This is a genomic window from Idiomarina fontislapidosi (assembly GCF_003226255.1).
GTDB classification, from domain to species: domain Bacteria; phylum Pseudomonadota; class Gammaproteobacteria; order Enterobacterales; family Alteromonadaceae; genus Idiomarina; species Idiomarina fontislapidosi.
Genome location: NZ_QJST01000007.1, coordinates 65,785 through 82,589, shown reverse-complemented (window position 1 = coordinate 82,589; position 16,805 = coordinate 65,785). Strand labels below are relative to the sequence as shown.

The 16,805-nt window shown below is 47.5% G+C and carries 20 protein-coding genes and 2 tRNA genes; 13 read left to right on the top strand and 9 right to left on the bottom strand.

Translation table 11 applies throughout. The annotated features are described in order from the left end of the window. Nucleotides 1-112: 112 nt before the first annotated feature. The 3 genes from DFP83_RS08620 to DFP83_RS08610 all read left to right on the top strand — a co-directional run bounded on the left by DFP83_RS08620 (nucleotide 113) and on the right by DFP83_RS08610 (nucleotide 2,215). Nucleotides 113-1,303 carry a pyridoxal phosphate-dependent aminotransferase gene (locus DFP83_RS08620; protein WP_110574846.1) on the top strand — a complete coding sequence of 397 codons (1,191 nt, stop codon included), beginning with the start codon at nucleotides 113-115 and terminating at the stop codon, nucleotides 1,301-1,303. A 727-nt stretch (nucleotides 1,304-2,030) separates the two neighbouring features. Then, a tRNA-Asn gene (locus DFP83_RS08615) sits at nucleotides 2,031-2,107 on the top strand. A 31-nt stretch (nucleotides 2,108-2,138) separates the two neighbouring features. Continuing rightward, a tRNA-Asn gene (locus tag DFP83_RS08610) sits at nucleotides 2,139-2,215 on the top strand. A gap of 16 nt (nucleotides 2,216-2,231) precedes the next feature. On the opposite strand, the gene DFP83_RS08605 is transcribed toward DFP83_RS08610, so the two are convergent. Both DFP83_RS08605 and DFP83_RS08600 read right to left on the bottom strand, forming a co-directional pair. Continuing rightward, a complete protein-coding gene (locus DFP83_RS08605) occupies nucleotides 2,232-3,257 on the bottom strand; it encodes a glycosyltransferase family protein (RefSeq protein WP_110574844.1) in 1,026 nt (341 codons plus the stop codon). A gap of 8 nt (nucleotides 3,258-3,265) precedes the next feature. Beyond that, nucleotides 3,266-3,802, bottom strand: coding sequence for a phosphatase PAP2 family protein (locus DFP83_RS08600; protein WP_110574842.1), 537 nt, complete (start codon nucleotides 3,800-3,802; stop codon nucleotides 3,266-3,268). Nucleotides 3,803-3,990: 188 nt separating this feature from the next. Between DFP83_RS08600 and rsxA the strand changes: the two genes are divergently transcribed. From rsxA to nth, 7 genes are read left to right on the top strand one after another with little or no spacing between them, the layout of a single operon-like run. Then, a complete protein-coding gene (gene rsxA, locus DFP83_RS08595; protein ID WP_110574840.1) occupies nucleotides 3,991-4,572 on the top strand; it encodes an electron transport complex subunit RsxA in 582 nt (193 codons plus the stop codon). After that, a complete protein-coding gene (gene rsxB, locus DFP83_RS08590; RefSeq protein WP_110574838.1) occupies nucleotides 4,572-5,156 on the top strand; it encodes an electron transport complex subunit RsxB in 585 nt (194 codons plus the stop codon). The genes rsxA and rsxB overlap by 1 nt, the downstream gene beginning before the upstream one ends. A gap of 4 nt (nucleotides 5,157-5,160) precedes the next feature. Continuing rightward, the gene (rsxC, locus tag DFP83_RS08585) at nucleotides 5,161-7,020 is read left to right on the top strand and encodes an electron transport complex subunit RsxC (protein ID WP_110574836.1); all 1,860 of its coding nucleotides are present in this window, start codon (nucleotides 5,161-5,163) and stop codon (nucleotides 7,018-7,020) included. Next, nucleotides 7,020-8,093 carry an electron transport complex subunit RsxD gene (gene rsxD, locus DFP83_RS08580; RefSeq protein ID WP_110574834.1) on the top strand — a complete coding sequence of 358 codons (1,074 nt, stop codon included), beginning with the start codon at nucleotides 7,020-7,022 and terminating at the stop codon, nucleotides 8,091-8,093. The genes rsxC and rsxD overlap by 1 nt, the downstream gene beginning before the upstream one ends. Beyond that, nucleotides 8,080-8,733, top strand: coding sequence for an electron transport complex subunit RsxG (gene rsxG, locus DFP83_RS08575; protein ID WP_110574831.1), 654 nt, complete (start codon nucleotides 8,080-8,082; stop codon nucleotides 8,731-8,733). Before rsxD ends, rsxG begins: the two co-directional genes overlap by 14 nt. After that, the gene (locus DFP83_RS08570; RefSeq protein WP_110574829.1) at nucleotides 8,726-9,415 is read left to right on the top strand and encodes an electron transport complex subunit E; all 690 of its coding nucleotides are present in this window, start codon (nucleotides 8,726-8,728) and stop codon (nucleotides 9,413-9,415) included. Before rsxG ends, DFP83_RS08570 begins: the two co-directional genes overlap by 8 nt. 5 nt (nucleotides 9,416-9,420) lie before the next feature. Next, on the top strand, nucleotides 9,421-10,056 hold the full coding sequence (gene nth / locus DFP83_RS08565; RefSeq protein ID WP_110574827.1) for an endonuclease III: 636 nt from the start codon (nucleotides 9,421-9,423) through the stop codon (nucleotides 10,054-10,056). On the opposite strand, the gene DFP83_RS08560 is transcribed toward nth, so the two are convergent. Continuing rightward, on the bottom strand, nucleotides 10,053-10,958 hold the full coding sequence (locus DFP83_RS08560) for a flagellar protein MotY (protein WP_241971614.1): 906 nt from the start codon (nucleotides 10,956-10,958) through the stop codon (nucleotides 10,053-10,055). The genes nth and DFP83_RS08560 overlap by 4 nt on opposite strands. 134 nt (nucleotides 10,959-11,092) lie before the next feature. Here DFP83_RS08560 and rnt point away from each other — a divergent pair, with 134 nt between their 5' ends. After that, on the top strand, nucleotides 11,093-11,734 hold the full coding sequence (gene rnt / locus DFP83_RS08555) for a ribonuclease T (protein WP_110574824.1): 642 nt from the start codon (nucleotides 11,093-11,095) through the stop codon (nucleotides 11,732-11,734). A gap of 48 nt (nucleotides 11,735-11,782) precedes the next feature. On the opposite strand, the gene DFP83_RS08550 is transcribed toward rnt, so the two are convergent. Continuing rightward, on the bottom strand, nucleotides 11,783-12,388 hold the full coding sequence (locus DFP83_RS08550; RefSeq protein WP_110574823.1) for a peroxiredoxin: 606 nt from the start codon (nucleotides 12,386-12,388) through the stop codon (nucleotides 11,783-11,785). 112 nt (nucleotides 12,389-12,500) lie between these two features. Then, on the bottom strand, nucleotides 12,501-12,842 hold the full coding sequence (locus DFP83_RS08545) for a Grx4 family monothiol glutaredoxin (protein ID WP_110574821.1): 342 nt from the start codon (nucleotides 12,840-12,842) through the stop codon (nucleotides 12,501-12,503). Between the two features lie 235 nt (nucleotides 12,843-13,077). Between DFP83_RS08545 and DFP83_RS08540 the strand changes: the two genes are divergently transcribed. Further along, the gene (locus DFP83_RS08540; protein WP_110574819.1) at nucleotides 13,078-13,659 is read left to right on the top strand and encodes a superoxide dismutase; all 582 of its coding nucleotides are present in this window, start codon (nucleotides 13,078-13,080) and stop codon (nucleotides 13,657-13,659) included. A gap of 84 nt (nucleotides 13,660-13,743) precedes the next feature. Here DFP83_RS08540 and fadR read toward each other — a convergent pair whose 3' ends face one another. After that, nucleotides 13,744-14,454 (bottom strand): fatty acid metabolism transcriptional regulator FadR, encoded by a 711-nt coding sequence (gene fadR / locus DFP83_RS08535; RefSeq protein WP_110574817.1) that lies wholly within the window; start codon nucleotides 14,452-14,454, stop codon nucleotides 13,744-13,746. A 137-nt stretch (nucleotides 14,455-14,591) separates the two neighbouring features. Here fadR and dsbB point away from each other — a divergent pair, with 137 nt between their 5' ends. Then, the gene (dsbB, locus tag DFP83_RS08530; RefSeq protein WP_110574815.1) at nucleotides 14,592-15,107 is read left to right on the top strand and encodes a disulfide bond formation protein DsbB; all 516 of its coding nucleotides are present in this window, start codon (nucleotides 14,592-14,594) and stop codon (nucleotides 15,105-15,107) included. On the opposite strand, the gene DFP83_RS08525 is transcribed toward dsbB, so the two are convergent. From DFP83_RS08525 to DFP83_RS08515, 3 genes are read right to left on the bottom strand one after another with little or no spacing between them, the layout of a single operon-like run. Next, nucleotides 15,104-15,532 (bottom strand): YcgN family cysteine cluster protein, encoded by a 429-nt coding sequence (locus tag DFP83_RS08525; RefSeq protein WP_110574813.1) that lies wholly within the window; start codon nucleotides 15,530-15,532, stop codon nucleotides 15,104-15,106. The two genes, dsbB and DFP83_RS08525, sit on opposite strands and share 4 nt — an antisense overlap. Beyond that, nucleotides 15,529-16,560, bottom strand: coding sequence for a lytic murein transglycosylase (locus tag DFP83_RS08520; protein ID WP_110574811.1), 1,032 nt, complete (start codon nucleotides 16,558-16,560; stop codon nucleotides 15,529-15,531). Before DFP83_RS08520 ends, DFP83_RS08525 begins: the two co-directional genes overlap by 4 nt. Next, complete coding sequence (locus DFP83_RS08515) at nucleotides 16,557-16,802, bottom strand: YcgL domain-containing protein (RefSeq protein ID WP_110574810.1); 246 nt, start codon at nucleotides 16,800-16,802, stop codon at nucleotides 16,557-16,559. The genes DFP83_RS08520 and DFP83_RS08515 overlap by 4 nt, the downstream gene beginning before the upstream one ends. Nucleotides 16,803-16,805 lie beyond the last annotated feature (3 nt).

Here is a 16,805-nt window from a genome sequence, read left to right as displayed (position 1 = left end):
CCCCGTCAGTGTACAGCAAACACCCATTGTTTGGCTATGTTGATAGACTTTAATGGCGCCGATCCGTATAGTAGAAAGCAGTTTATATAGGCAAAATCGGAAGGAATTCGTAGTGGACTATCAGCTATCAAAGCGCGTTAATTCTATCCAACCTTCTCCAACACTCGCGGTGACCCAAAAAGCCAACGAGTTAAGAAGCGCGGGTAAAGATGTTATTGGTTTAGGTGTGGGTGAGCCCGATTTTGATACACCCGACTTCATCAAGCAGGCCGCCATCGAGGCTATTCAAGCAGGTAAAACCAAATATACTGCAGTGGATGGCATCACCGAGCTTAAGCAAGCGGTCGCTGATAAGTTCAAGCGAGACAATCAGCTCGATTACGGACTCAATGAGATTATCGTGTCCGCCGGGGGTAAGCACAGTATTTTTAACTTACTGAGTGCCTGGCTTAATCCAGGTGATGAAGTCATTATCCCTGCACCTTACTGGGTCTCATACCCCGACATGGTTAAGCTGGTTGAGGCCGAACCCGTTATCGTGCACACCGAGTTAGAGCAACGCTTTAAAATCACACCGGATCAATTACGCAACGCATTAACGGACAAAACACGTTTGATGTTTATTAACAGTCCATCCAACCCAAGTGGTACTGCGTATTCGGCAGAGGAATTACGCGCGCTTGCCGATGTGTTGGTCGATTTCCCCAATGTGCTGATTGCCACAGACGATATGTACGAGCATATTTTGTGGGACCGCAGTCAGTTTGCCAATATTGTTATGGTTGCGCCCGAGTTACGCGAACGTACTGTGATTTTATCGGGCGTATCTAAAGCCTACGCGATGACTGGTTGGCGTATCGGCTACGCAGCGGGTCCAGCGCCCATTATTGCGGCGATGAAAAAAATACAATCACAAAGCACCTCGAACCCCACCAGTATTAGCCAGCATGCCGCAGCCGCTGCTTTAAATGGCGATCAAAGTTGCATCGATACCATGATCAGTGCATTCAAGCAGCGTCACGACTATTTAGTGAACGCATTAAATGCCATTGATGGTATCGAGTGCGTCGAAGGCGATGGTACTTTCTACACCTTTGCTCGTATCCAGGGTCTCATGAGTAAAGCCGGTGTCACTAGCGACATTGAATTATGCGAGAAGCTATTAACCGAAGCCAATGTTGCATTGGTACCAGGATCCGCTTTTGGTACTGATGGATACTGCCGTTTATCATTTGCAACGAGTTTAGATACCTTGAAAGAGGCCGTGACTCGCATCAGTGCCTTTGCAGATAAGCTCAGTTAAAACTTAGATTTATAAACATTAAAGCCCCGTTAGCTCGCTAACGGGGCTTTTTTTTAACTTTGCTCGCTCTGTAAAGGGCCAACCTGAGTAGTAAAGCCGCCAACACAATGAGACATTTTTATTACAATACAGTACGCTTAGCCATCACTGTTGCTCAGTTAAGTTATACAACTCATGCGTCGTTTATTCGCTTCAGCAACCGCAAAACCCTTGCCAAGAGCGTTTAAAAAACACCCAAATTAAATAAGAAATACACAAGTTGCTGATTCTTCGGGCAATCTTACTGGGGTGTTAAAGCAATACTTTTATGTTTTTATTATAAATAAATAACCAATTGTTTTTAAATACATTTTTTTGGAAAAGCTATTTTCTGAACAATCGTTAATTTTGCCTACAAACCGCACTAAACGTACTATTTCACACACTTAAGCACAGGGTTATCCACAGAATCCGTGGATAAGATCCTGTAGGCATTGGCTGATGTGGATTTCAGCGATATGTGGATATCCTCAGCAACTAACAAAACATTACTTTCGTTATAGGCTAATTTGTGACAGTCACTTGACATTTCTTTATAGAGGCATTAGCCCGTTGTTTTCAGTGTTAGGCTACAAAATAAACACTCGAACAAGATTTAATCAGTCAAACTAAAAAACAACAAAAATACTGTATCTCTAGTTGACAGGCGCGGCATAGGTCTTTAATATTCGACGCCGTTAAGACGTGTTCCCCAGTAGCTCAGTTGGTTAGAGCGGTGGACTGTTAATCCATGTGTCGTTGGTTCGAATCCAACCTGGGGAGCCAACGCGTTTTAACTCTGCAATAGTTTTATTGTTCCCCAGTAGCTCAGTTGGTTAGAGCGGTGGACTGTTAATCCATGTGTCGTTGGTTCGAATCCAACCTGGGGAGCCATCTCTTAAAGTTCCAATTACGCCCAAAGCCTTACTAATTGCTCCTGTGTAGTACCCTCTGCGCCTTGTTTTATCCACTGTGCAATATTGTCTGCCATATTCGGCCATTCATACTCTAGTGGCTTGTTCTGACCGCTCAACAACCAAGTTCGCACGTTATCCTCGGTAATCTCGCTCATCACCTGAGCTAACTGGTTAGTTGCCAGTAGCTTGGCATTCCAGTGTTGTTCAAATTGTCCTTTTAGTGGCTTCACCGCGAACTGCTTATCGCCTTGTAACGCTTCGCAGGTCGTCTCAAAACCCGCGTTGGCCAATACATATTCAGCGCTCTCAAATTGACGCTTAAAACTCTCCCGTGAAGGCGGAAAACCGAATATATGTGGGGCATCAAGATTGTCTGTGCTCTTTATACTCGGATGAAACACCGAGAATTGATACGATTTTAGTGGAATCAACGCATCGACTACATGCTCTAGGTTCTCAAATGGTAAGTAAACAAGAACGTGGCGTTGGCTCACGCCTGATTCAGGAGCGTGTTCTCTTACGATCGGAGCAATGCAATTATCAAGTGGCTGCCAATGCATGCCTAACCAGCGCGATGCGGGTGCAAAATAATCAATTAAACCTCGTTGAAAAAGATTCAATTTAGAGTACAGCGATGGCTCTTTAAATGCATACTGCCGCCCTATACCAATGCACGGCTTCTTTGACCGCTTGGCAGCCCATGCAGTGACGGGCTCATAATCACTTAATACCAAGTCGTAAGCCGACAAGTCGATGCTATTAACGTCTGACCAAAACTGCTTTAGTGAGTTATTACGGCAGGTATTCAAGTAGTCAACGCGACCATTTTGTGTTGCAAAACTGAGACCTTGACGCCATTGATAGTCACCGAACGCACTCATATCAAATAAACGGCTGGGAGCACGTCCTGAAATAAGATAATCGACATCAACCGCGTGGTGGTTTAGCCATTTTGATAGTGTGTGACAACGGCTCAAATGTCCGTTACCCGTTCCTTGAATACCGAACAATATTCGCATAGTTAACCTTAGAATGCAGAATGGATAAGAAAGAAGGTTTCGACAAAGGTGATGCCAAGTAGTGCGCCTACGCAGACATCAGACACATAGTGAGCGCCTACTACCACCCGTGAAATGCCAACCGCGCAAGCCCAAGGCAATAAACAGAGTGCAATCATTGGGTAGTAATAAGAGAGGCAAGTAATGAAGATAAACGCCGCGCACGTATGCCCAGAAGGAAAGCTAAATTCATCCTGCGCAACAAAGAGCTTTTTCTGAACCAGCAGCGCTGTCGGACGCGCGCGCTTGAACTTATTTTTTAACCACCAGTACAGCGGTCTTTCAAACAAGAATATGGCGGCACAGGCGGCAAAAAACGATTGTCCGTCGGCGCTGTGCAACATCAATAGCAGCCCGAACAGTACATACCAATAGCCATCACCGGAACGGGAGAAGCACTCGGCACTGAAGGCGATCCAACGGCGTTGGTTTAAACGATGTATGCGAGCGAACCAGCTTAAATCGACGCGTAACGCGGTTTCTTGTAATGCTGTTAACCAGACCATGACAATGCCCCGTTTATTGGCTTGCGTGTTACATTGCGCTAACAAAATGACAGTCGCGAGTCAGTTACGTTAAATATCAATGACAACATGACTGGGTTATTACCACTTCTATTGACCTCCATCTGTTGTTTATCAACACCAAAACACCGATAATAGGCGCTGATTTAAATGACGTGTGGAAGAATCGAATGACGGACTACTTACTGCTGCTGATTGGCACCGTATTGGTCAACAATTTTGTGCTGGTTAAATTTTTAGGGCTCTGCCCTTTTATGGGTGTATCGAACAAACTCGATACCGCCATTGGTATGTCAGCGGCCACCACATTTGTTTTAACCCTTGCGTCCGTCTGTAGTTACCTTGTCAACCAGTACTTGCTTGAGCCGCTGGGCCTCATGGCGTTGCAAACATTGAGCTTTATATTGGTTATTGCCGTGGTTGTGCAATTTACCGAGATGGTTGTACACAAAACCAGTCCCACGTTATATCGTCTACTGGGGATATTCCTACCGCTCATTACGACAAATTGTGCAGTGCTGGGCGTCGCGCTTTTAAACATTAATGAACAACACAACTTTGTACAGTCGATCGTATATGGTTTTGGTGCCGCAGTAGGCTTCTCACTCGTTCTCATTTTATTTTCTGGTATTCGCGAGCGGCTTGCTGCCGCCGATGTGCCGCAGGCTTTTAAAGGCTCGGCGATTGCGATGATTACCGCAGGCTTGATGTCGCTCGCATTCATGGGCTTTAGTGGTTTGGTGACGCAGTAATGAGTTTTGTCGTTGGTTTACTTGCTATTGGCGCTTTAGCGCTGATATTTGGCTTAATTTTAGGTTTCGCCGCCATAAAATTTAAAGTGGAAAGCGATCCTATCGTTGAGCAAATTGATGAAATATTGCCGCAAACGCAGTGCGGTCAATGCGGCTATCCGGGCTGTCGACCTTATGCGGAGGCGATAGCCAATGGTGACGAAATTAATAAATGTCCACCGGGTGGCGAAGCAACCATTAAAAAGCTTGCTGATCTCATGGGTGTCGAAGCGAAACCGCTGGACTCTGCTCACGGCGAAGAAAGTGTCAAAAAAGTTGCCGTGATTCGCGAAGATGAGTGCATTGGTTGTACCAAGTGTATTCAGGCGTGTCCGGTTGATGCCATCTTAGGCGCAGCAAAACAGATGCATACCGTGATTGAACATGAATGCACGGGCTGTGACTTGTGCGTTGAGCCTTGCCCTGTCGACTGTATTGATATGGTGGAGGTCGAGACGAAGCCAGAGACATGGCAATGGAACCTCGATAGCGTCAAGCAGAATATTTATAAAGCCGATACCATTCCGGTCAAAGTGGTGGAGTAAGACGATGCAAGACATCAAGCAGTTCGTTGAGTCAGGTCAAATTGCCCGCTTCCCAGGCGGCATTCATCCACCCGAACGGAAGCAGCCCGCCAGTGAACAACCGCTGAGTCGTGTGCCATACGCTGCCGAGCTTATTCTGCCATTGCGCCAACATATTGGACTGTCTGGGCAATGTACCGTCGCAGTGGGCGAGCGCGTTTTAAAAGGTCAGCCTTTAACGGATGCAGCTTTGCATCAAGGGCTGCCGTTGCATGCCCCCACTTCAGGCACAGTAAAAGCCATTGAACAACGTCCGATGTCGCACGCGTCGGGCCTGCCAGAACAAGCCATTATCATCAGCCCCGACGGCGAGGATGAATGGCGCGAGCGCCACCCTCTGGTTGATTACCAGCAGCATGATAAAGCCGAGTTGTTAGATATCATTCAAGCCGCAGGTGTTGCAGGCTTGGGTGGTGCCGGGTTCCCTACCTCGCAAAAACTGGCGCAACAAAAACCAGTAAGTTACCTCATTATTAACGGCGTTGAATGCGAACCTTATATTTGTGCCGATGACCGTTTAATGCGTGAGTACGCGCAAGCGATCGTGCTCGGTATGAGAATTTTGGCGTACATCACGGGCGCCGATACAACCTTGCTTGCCATCGAAGACAATAAGCCCGAGGCTATCGAAAGCATGCGCGTAGCGATAGCGGAATATGATGATATTGAACTGCGCGTGGTACCCACCAAGTACCCCTCCGGTGGCGAAAAACAACTCATCCAATTGCTCACTGGGCATGAGGTGCCGAGCAAACAACTCCCCATTGAGATGGGTATCATTATGCAAAATGTGGGGACGGCCTTTGCTGTTAAAGAGGCCGTCATTGACGATAAGCCATTAATCGAGCGCGTCGTGACACTCACCGGTGAATGTATTGAACACCCTGGAAACGTCTGGGCGCCGCTTGGAACCCCCGTGGATGCCCTGCTTGACTACGCTGGCTTCAAACCAGAGAAAGACCAACGCGTCATCATGGGTGGTCCAATGATGGGCTTCACATTGCCTATCACCGCCGTTCCCGTTGTGAAGACGACCAACTGTATTTTAGTCCCCAGTAAGCAAGAACTTCCGCCCCCGGGTGATGAAATGGCATGTATTCGCTGTGGCGCCTGTGCGGAAGTATGCCCAGCTAGCCTGCAACCGCAGCAGTTGCAGTGGTTGGCAAAAGCCAAAGATTATCCAGCACTTGAAGAAAATAATCTGTTTGACTGTATCGAGTGTGGTGCATGTGCCTTTGTTTGCCCGAGCGAAATCCCTCTCGTCCACTATTATCGTCAAGCGAAGTCACAGATACGTAACCAGGCACGTGAACAAGCCAAAGCGGAACTTGCCAAACAACGCTTTGAAGCTCGCCAGGCGCGTTTAGAGCGGGAGAAAGAAGAACGTTTAGAGCGTCACCGAAAAGCGGCAGAAGCGCGTAAACAGATGCAGCAACAACAAGCTGAAGAAGCGCCTCAACAAGAAGCTAGCCACGACGGTAAATCGTCGGCGGTAGCGGCTGCGATTGCCCGTGCGAAAGCCAAAAAGGCGGCGCAAGAGGGTGGCAACGCTGCTGCTGAACAACCGACAGGTTCGCAACCTGAAGAAAAGTCTAAGAAGTCAGCGGCAGTAGCCGCCGCTATCGAGCGAGCCAAAGCGAAGAAAGCTGCACAGCAGGCAGCGAGTGAATCCGAAGCAGGCGCTGACAGGAGCGCTGGAAGCGAAGCGAGTGACGAAGCCACCGCACAACCCCGCCCCGCGCAAGATAAGTCGGCAGCCGTTGCGGCAGCGATTGCTCGCGCGAAAAAGAAGAAACAAGCGCGCGATCAGGAGGATAAACAATAATGAGTTTTAAAGTGGCAGCCGCCCCACATGGTCACAGTCAAAAAAAGACCAACCAAGTGATGGCATGGGTGGTATTTGCGCTCATTCCTGGGGTGCTCATTCAATCGTATTTCTTTGGTTGGGGTGTTTGGTTTCAAATTCTAATTGCAGTCAGTGTCGCCTATCTGTCTGAGTCAATCTGTGTTTGGGCGCGTGAACGCAGCGCGCGTCAGGCACTGCGCGATAATACCGCACTTGTCACTGCAGTATTGCTTGCTATCAGTATTCCGCCTCTAGCGCCCTGGTGGATTATCGTGATCGGCACGCTATTTTCAATTGTGGTCGTCAAGCAGGTCTATGGCGGTATGGGTCAGAACATCTTTAATCCTGCTATGGCGGGCTACGTACTGCTGCTTATTTCGTTCCCTGTGCAAATGACGCACTGGTTACCCGCCGCTCCAATTGCGCCTTATGATTTGGGCATCTGGCAAACGCTGCACACCATCATCTTTGAATACACACCTTCAGGCTATGATGTTGAGCAATTACGCACGACGATCGATGGCATCTCCATGGCAACCCCACTGGATGGTGTAAAAACCGCGCTTGACCAAGGACAAATCCTCGCTGAGGCTTATCAACAACCCATGATGGCAAGCCTCGCCGGTATCGGTTGGCAGTGGCTTAACTTGGGCTTTTTACTCGGCGGCGCCATTTTGTTGCAACAGCGCGTTATTCGTTGGCATATCCCCGTTGGATTTCTTGCCGGTTTGCTTATTCCCAGCTTCCTAGCACATATTTTTGCACCGAGTGTGATGCCTGGTCCGGTATTTCATGCCCTGAGCGGTGCGACCATGCTTGGCGCTTTCTTTATCGCGACCGATCCCGTATCGGCCGCCACATCCGATCGCGGTCGTTTATTGTTTGGCCTACTGATTGGTGTATTGGTTTGGATAATTAGAACCTGGGGCGGCTACCCAGATGCCGTGGCGTTCGCAGTCTTGCTCGCCAACCTGTGTGTACCTATCATCGATCGTTACACTCGCCCCACGGTATACGGTCATCATGTAGGAGCGAAACATGACACTGAATAGCATGCAGAAGAACGGCTTGTTGCTCGGTCTATTCGCGCTCGTTTCGACCGGTTTGGTGCTGGGTGTAGAAGCGCTGACCAAGGAAGCTATCGGTGAACAACAACGCGCGCAAACACTTGCGTCATTGAATGAGATTATTCCACCAACGCTGCATGACAACGATCTTTATCACTCGTGTGGTCTGCTCTCAGAACCAGCGCTGAGCGAGCAACCTGTTCCCGTATACCGAGGTTATTTAGCAGGTGAACCGAGTGCGCTTGCCGTCGAGGCGGTCGCCCCCAATGGTTACTCGGGCAAAATTCGCTTACTTGTAGCGATTAAACCCAGCGGTGAGGTACTTGGTGTCAGAACACTTCAACACCAAGAAACACCTGGCCTTGGCGATAAAATTGAAAAACAAAAGAGTGATTGGATAACCTCGTTTGCTGGCAAACGCTTGCGAAGCCAAGACGACGAACGTTGGGCGGTTCAGCGTGACGGGGGTATGTTTGACCAGTTTACCGGCGCCACAATAACACCACGCGCTGTGGTCGGCGCGGTAAAATCGGCGACGTGGTATTTGCAGCAAAACAGTACCCAACTGTTCCAAACATCATTACCGAATTGTCATTCTGCTTTGGAAGGTGAAAGCCATGAGTGAATTTAAGACGCTAACCAAACAGGGTTTATGGGAAAATAACCCCGCCCTCGTTCAGCTGCTCGGGCTTTGCCCATTGCTCGCAGTGACAGCCTCCGTGACCAACGCATTGGGCCTGGGTCTTGCGACCTTATTTGTGCTGATAGGCTCTAATATTACCGTATCCTTGGTCCGCCAATGGGTTCCGCAAGAAATACGGATTCCTGTCTTTGTAATGGTTATCGCCACATTCGTGACCATAATCCAGTTGCTAATGAATGCCTATGTATATCAACTGTATCAGACCCTAGGTATCTTCATCCCGCTGATCGTGACCAACTGCGCGATTATTGGGCGCGCAGAGGCCTATGCCTCTAAAAATAAGTGGAACTATGCCGCAGTGGATGGCCTTATGATGGGTCTTGGCTTTGCCGCCGTTCTAGTTGTGTTAGGTGGGCTGCGCGAAGTACTCGGTAATGGCACCCTGTTTGACGGTGCTGAGCTCCTTTTAGGCGAGTGGGCTAAACAATTACGTATCGAACTATTCAGCCTCGATTATCCACTTCTGTTAGCTATTCTACCGCCAGGTGCATTTATCGGTATGGGCTTTATTATTGCGATAAAAAATCGTATTGATGCTAAACGCGCACAGTTACACAAAACCGAGAAGACCGTCACCCGTGCTCGCGTGACCGCTGAAAGTTAAACACTATGAATAAAGATAAACGTTACCAAATTTTAAGCCGTTTACGGGATAACAACCCGAATCCAACCACTGAGTTAGAGTATGAATCCCCTTTCCAGTTGCTGATCGCCGTATTGTTATCGGCGCAAGCAACCGACGTGGGTGTTAATAAGGCGACACGAAAGCTATTTCCTGCTGCGCCAACCGCAGAAACAATGCTTGCGCTTGGCGTTGATGGAATTAAGGATTACATCAAAACCATTGGCTTGTTCAACTCAAAAGCAGAGAACGCCTACAAGACGTGCAAGATATTAGTGGAGCAGTATAACGGTGAAGTACCTGAGAGCCGCGAGGCACTTGAGGCATTACCGGGGGTCGGACGCAAAACAGCTAACGTTGTGCTTAACACGGCATTCGGTTGGCCCACCATCGCGGTGGATACGCACATTTACCGTGTATCGAACCGAACCAAATTGGCCCCTGGTAAAAACGTCAATGAGGTTGAGCAAAAGCTTCTAAAAGTCGTTCCTAAAGAATTTAAAGTCGATGTTCATCACTGGCTCATCTTGCACGGGCGTTACACCTGTGTCGCACGAAAACCCAGGTGTGGCAGCTGTATAATCGAAGACTTGTGTGAGTTTAAAGATAAAACCAGCGATTAAAATTCAACACCCGAAGGCTTACTGAGCTGGACAATAACGCGGCGGTTCTTCTGGCGGCCTATCTCATTATCATTGTGTTCGATAGGTCGGTCTTCACCATGCGCCACCGTCTCAATGCGCTCCGCATTAATGCCGCGTTCGACAAAAAATGCTTTGATCGTATTAGCGCGTTCTTCTGTCAGCGTTTGGTTAGGTTCGCGCGCACCCAATGCGTCAGTGTATGAATCAATCAATACAAGATCTAGGTTGGTATCCACCTTCAAGTAATCACTGATTTGTTTCAGCTTACGTTGCGAACTGACTGTCAGCTCGTCACTGTCAGCTTCGTGATTCAGCACGGTATATGCGATATCTTCGAAGGAAAATGGCAGTAACGCATTAATACAGCCTTTAAATGCATCGTAAGCACTCCGGAAATTCACCGAAGAGATTGCGACAGCCACCTGATCGCGTTGGTTGTACCAATCCTGATAAAGAAAAGTAGGATATCGCCCCTTCTCTAATTCGGTCAGTAAAGTCCAAGCTGCTTTCTTCTCAAGTTCGCCGTTAAACTGCTTATACAAGTCCATACTACCAATAGCGTAACTATTCGCGCCGGGTTGCCAACGAGGCGGTACAGACTCAATACTAGCGACACCATATTCATCGGGTAACTGATGCATATCCAGCTTCATCGTTAGGTTGAGTTGCTTACTCGCCTCACTGTGAAATTGGACTTTACCAAAACGTGGGATCACGTGCTCTAACTCACAGTTAAGCTGCGTGTTATTAGCCATGTACCAAAGTGAATTATCTAAGTTGGCGCTGTAGTATCTAACCGCGTTTGCTTCGGCAAATGGGCTCGTACCAACACACATGCCACTCAACAGTAAAAACGTTGATAGCTTGGTTGTATTATTCACTCGCACACGCACCTCCATTGATCATCCGTATTCTGTATCGGTCAGACAGCAATAACCTTTAACCAAATCACAAGCAAAAAGCATGACTCTTTGGCATAATGGTCACTAGAAATTTATCAAATACAGGTGTGTTCATGTCAGGTTCCGAAGACTCACTTATGAAGCAGCGTTTTCGCGGCTACCTACCAGTCGTTATCGACGTAGAAACAGCAGGCTTTAATGCATCAACCGATGCCTTGTTAGAGATCGCAGCGGTCATCATGGATTTTGATGAAAATGGATTGCTCAAACCGGTTGAGAGTCACCAATACCATGTCGAACCCTTTGAAGGCGCTAATATCGAACAAGCTGCAATTGAGTTCAACGGTATTGATCCGCATTCAGAACTGCGCGGAGCGCTGCCCGAAGACGAAGTACTTAAAGCGCTATTCAAGCCGATTCGCAAGGCACAAAAGGCTGCAGGATGTCAGCGTTCGGTATTAGTTGGGCATAACTCGAATTTTGATCACAGCTTTCTGATGCGCGCTGCTGAGCGTGCGAATATTAAACGTAATCCGTTTCATCCGTTTGTCAGCTTTGATACCACGTCGTTGGCCGCCTTAACCCTAGGTCAAACAGTGCTGATTAAAGCCTGTAAAGCCGCCGGTATTGAGTTTGATCAAAAGCAGGCGCACTCTGCGCTGTACGATACGGAAAAAACCGCAGAGCTATTCTGCTGGATGGTTAATAAATGGAAAGACCTTGGTGGGTGGCCTCTCGCTGACCAACAGCCATAAAAAAACGCGCCAAATGGCGCGTTTTTTATGAATCGCTGTGAGCTATTATTACAGCTTGTCAGCGTTCTTAGACAAGTATGCTGCAACGCCTTCAGCGTTGTCTTTCATACCTTCTTTGCCTTCTTCCCAACCTGCTGGGCATACTTCACCGTGTTTCTGGTGGAAGTTCAACGCATCAACCATACGCAACATTTCATCAATGTTACGTCCTAATGGTAAGTCGTTAACCACTTGGTGACGTACAACACCGTCTTCGTCGATTAAGAACGAGCCACGGAACGCTACGCCCGCTTCTGGATGTTCAACGTCGTATGATTTACAGATGCTGTGACGAACGTCAGCAACCAATGGGTATTTAACTTGACCAATACCGCCATCGTCAGTTGCAGTGTTGCGCCATGCGCTGTGGGTGAATTGAGAATCGATTGAAACACCGATGACTTCAACACCACGCTTTTTGAACTCGTCCAAACGCTTATCGAACGCGATAAGCTCAGAAGGACATACGAAAGTGAAGTCTAACGGGTAGAAGAACAAGACCGCTTTCTTGCCTTTGATCGCATCAGAAAATTTAAAATCTTCTACGATTTCGCCAGAGCCCAATACCGCTGCTGCGGTAAAGTCAGGTGCTTTACGTCCTACTAAAACTGCCATTGATACTCTCCGTATTAAGTGAATGTTGGGCCGCATGCATGCGACCTAAATTAAAAGCTCTAATAAATATGGGGATCGAAGATAAAAGATCAACCCCTCACAATGCCGAATATTACTCGTCGCCTTCAGGTTGCGGGTGACGTGCTGCAACCTCAGTAATCAATTCTTGTAACTCGCCTTTTTGGAACATCTCAACGATGATGTCACAACCACCGATAAGCTCGCCCTCAACCCAAAGTTGTGGGAATGTTGGCCAGTCTGCATACTTCGGCAGTTCCGCGCGAATGTCGGGGTTCTGCAAAATATCGACATAAGCGAACGCTTGGCCACAGCCCATCAGCGCCTGCGAGGCCTGAGAAGAAAAGCCACAGCTCGGCAATTTAGGTGAGCCCTTCATGTATAGAAGGATTGGGTTTTCTTCAATCTGCTGTTTAATCTTGTCGATGGTTTCCATATCACCTCAAATCACTGTTTACGAATGGAATGGTTGATAAAAATACTCAAGTATTTTAACACATGCAACCCCCGAATGCTCTCTTTGAACGCTTTACACCCAGTACCGTAAATAATAAAAACTTATACTTGAAAAGAGAACCAGTCACCCTTATATATCGTATGAACAACAACAAAAGCTTGCACATTTATTTTGTGTAATACGCTATTTGCACTAAAAACTATGGAGAGAGATTATGGCATTTGAACTTCCCGCTCTTCCTTATGAGAAGAACGCACTCGAGCCACACATTTCAGAAGAAACCCTCGAATACCATTATGGCAAGCACCATGCGACTTACGTAAGCAAGCTAAATGATGCAGTCAAAGGCACCGATTTAGAAAGCAAATCACTCGAAGACATCATTAAGTCTGAGAAAGGTGGTTTGTTCAACAATGCAGCACAAGTATGGAACCACACGTTCTACTGGAATTGCTTGAAGCCCAATGGTGGCGGTGCTCCTACGGGTGCTATCGCGGATGCGATTAACGACAAATGGGGTTCTTTCGAGAAGTTCCAGGAAGAGTTTAACGCAAGCGCTGCAGGTAACTTCGGCTCAGGTTGGACTTGGTTAGTGAAGAAGTCTGACGGCTCTGTCGACATCATGAATACCGATGATGCAGACACCCCAGTTGCGCATGATGGTGTAACGCCGCTGCTAACTGTTGATGTTTGGGAACACGCATACTACATCGATTATCGTAACTCACGTCCTAACTACTTAGAAGCTTTCTGGAAGCTACTAAACTGGGATTTCGTGAACAAAAACTTTGCTTAATTGAGCTCAGTTTAACGATTAAAAAGCCAGCAATTGCTGGCTTTTTTTATGTCGATCCTACCGTTTTCGAAAAAAGCGATTGCCTCAATCGACTAAGTTGGAAGGAATGTCACCACGCAAACTATGCCAAATTTCCGCCGACTCATAACCGTACCGACGAACCAGGTTCACTGACTCGTTATAGTCACCCTTCTTAGCTACATTATCGAGGTTGTGGTAATAGTCTCGTGCTAACTGACGTGCTTCAGGTGATGAGAAATAGAACTGACCAATGCGTGAGTACAAGCCTTTAAAGCCGTTCAACACCAACACATAGATTGGGTTACCAGACGCCATCGCCAAATCATGATTAAGTTGGTAATCAAAGTCGGCAAAACGTTCAGCATCGTCGGCGAGTTCATCGGTATTCGACAGCAGCTCAACCACTCTTTCAGGGTTGTGACGAATCGCGGCACGGATGTAAATGGCACTGATATTGGTGCGAGCTGACAATAACTGATCGACCAACTCGGGCATACCATCTTCGTCTAGGCGAGCTAAGGTTTCAAGGATATTAAGACCTGACGTCTCCCAGAAATTATTGACCTTCGTTGGCTTGCCATGTTGGATCGTAAGCCAACCATCCCGTGCTAAACGCTGTAACACTTCTCGGAGTGTTGTACGAGTCACACCAATGAGCTCTGACAGTTCACGCTCTGCGGGAAGGATCGTACCTGGAGCAAAATGCCCGTTCCAGATTGACTTAACGATGTACTCCTCGGCAAAACCTGCCGGACTCTTTGCTTTAATGATCATTGTTACGCCTGTTTCATTATCAATCGTGTGATTCTATCAGTGTTATATGAGGTCGGACAAGCAAACTGATTGTTATCGACAAGCCATTTGCTTTTCGGCTATGTTATAGCGCTTAAACTCATATTTGGATACATCTCATCATGCGAATCTACCTTTGGCCAAGTCAGCGCAATGCTTGGTTGGCGCTGTTTCTAATTTCATTATCATTATTGGCTGTTGCCGCCTACTTTCAGTATGGTTTAGGGCTAGAGCCATGTGTGAAATGTGTGTATCAACGCATGGCTGTCATCGGTATCGCGGTGTTCTCACTGCTCGGTTATCTGGGCTCAAGCAATCCATTGATCCGCTTAACTGCGTTAGCAGGCGTGCTATATTCCGCCATTGAAGGTCTGCTCATCGCCTATGACCATTGGGATCTACAAGCGTCCAAGAATGCCTTTTTTGCGGTATGTGAGAGTGCCCCGAATTTTCCGACATGGGCGCCACTACATGAATGGCTGCCAAGTTATTTTGCTGCACCGGGTCTGTGTGGCGATATTGATTGGTCGTTTTTAGGTGCCACCATGCCTGCATGGATGACGTTTATCTTCGCGGGCGTGACACTGGTTGTCACCGTCGCAACCATAAGCCACATCTGGCACAAATTGCGCTAAAGAGGCCAAGTGACGATACGATCTTCTAGCTCGCCCCGAAACGTTGTTTCACTGACACAATGACCGGCTACATGGTAGCCGGCTTGTTGCATCGCTTGCTTACTCCCCTGATGGCGTAATGGATGCCATTCAGGTATCGGTTGACCTTGTGCCCTCAGCCTGTATGCACAGGTTTTAGGCATGAAGTCAACTGAGTCAACGTTATCTAAAGTCAATTGCACACACTCAGGCACTCGCTCTGCTCGATTAGCATAATCGCTGCACACAGCATGCTCCGTGTTTAACAACCGACAAGCCACATCAGTTTGATATAGGTTATCTTGTTCATCTAACAATTGATTAAGGCAACACTGCCCGCAACCATCACAAAGGGCCTCCCATTCACGATGGCTGAGTGCATGCAGTGGCTTATCAAACCAGTTCATCGAGGGAATCGAATACGGTCAGAAAGGTAACCGACCGCTGCCACAAAGTAGTGTGAACGATTCCAGCGCATCAATGCGTCATAGTTCGCGTAGGCGAGGTAAACACGTCCTTCTTTATCGTCAGGAATCACGACCGATGCTTCTATGTCGTCACGTTGCGGTAAAGGGCTGCCATCCATGCGCGTAATACCTAGCTTTTGCCATTCAGCAAGACCTTTCTTGGTATCAAGACCCGCCAATGAGGTATCAAACTGCTCAGGCAATTGCACTTGACGACCCCAAGTCACATCATCACGCCATCCAACAGAGCTGAGATAATTGGCAGCAGAAGCGAATACATCGCCATAGCTGTTCCAAATATCTTTTTTGCCATCGTTGTCGTAGTCCACGGCGTAACTCATGAACGAGCTTGGCATAAACTGCGTTTGTCCCATCGCCCCAGCCCACGAGCCTTTCATTTGTTCAGGGTCGATATGTCCATCCTGAATAATGGTCAGCGCTTGCCACAATTGCTTTTTAAAGAATGCCTCTCGACGGCCATCAAATGCGAGCGTGGTCAATGCAGAAACCACATCAAAGCCACCGGTGTAAGAACCAAAGTTTGTTTCAATGCCCCATAAGGCAACAATAAACCGTGGCTGCACACCGTACTTTTCACCGATTTCGTCAAGTAACTCTTTGTGCTCTTGGTATTTTTCTACGGCTTTTTGTGCTTTCCAATCCGGCACTGCCCTAGGTAGGTATGTATCTAGAGTCAGCTTGAACTCAGGCTGGTTTTTATCCAGTTCAACTGCGCGCTGATAGTATTTTACCTTTGCAAAAGCACGATCAAGCGTGTCTTGCGTATAGCCTTGCTCAAGCGCTTCTTTACGCAGTTGTTCAACGTACGACTGAAATTTTTGTTCAACATTGTCAGTCTGTTCGCTCGCTTGGTTTGACTCCGCTTGGTAAGCGTTCACGTGGCCACTCACCGCCATCGTCGACGCACTTACGATAAGCGCCAAAGTGCTCAAAGTTAACTTTTTCATAGCATGGACTCCTGTTGTGGCGGTAATTGCAGATAATAGCCTGGATCCGCCAAGTGCTGTTTTAATTCTTCAACGCTAATCCGAGCAAGTTGGTCGCGCTTGTCTAAATTTATCGTCATTATTTTATTGGGAGTGCCAAAGTGGCTAACTAAAGCCTCTGGCAATTCGTCAAAGTCACTTCCCATAGGAAGGTACAAATACGTATCGCTTTTTCTCGAGCTTTTAAATACGTCGCACAGCATGGT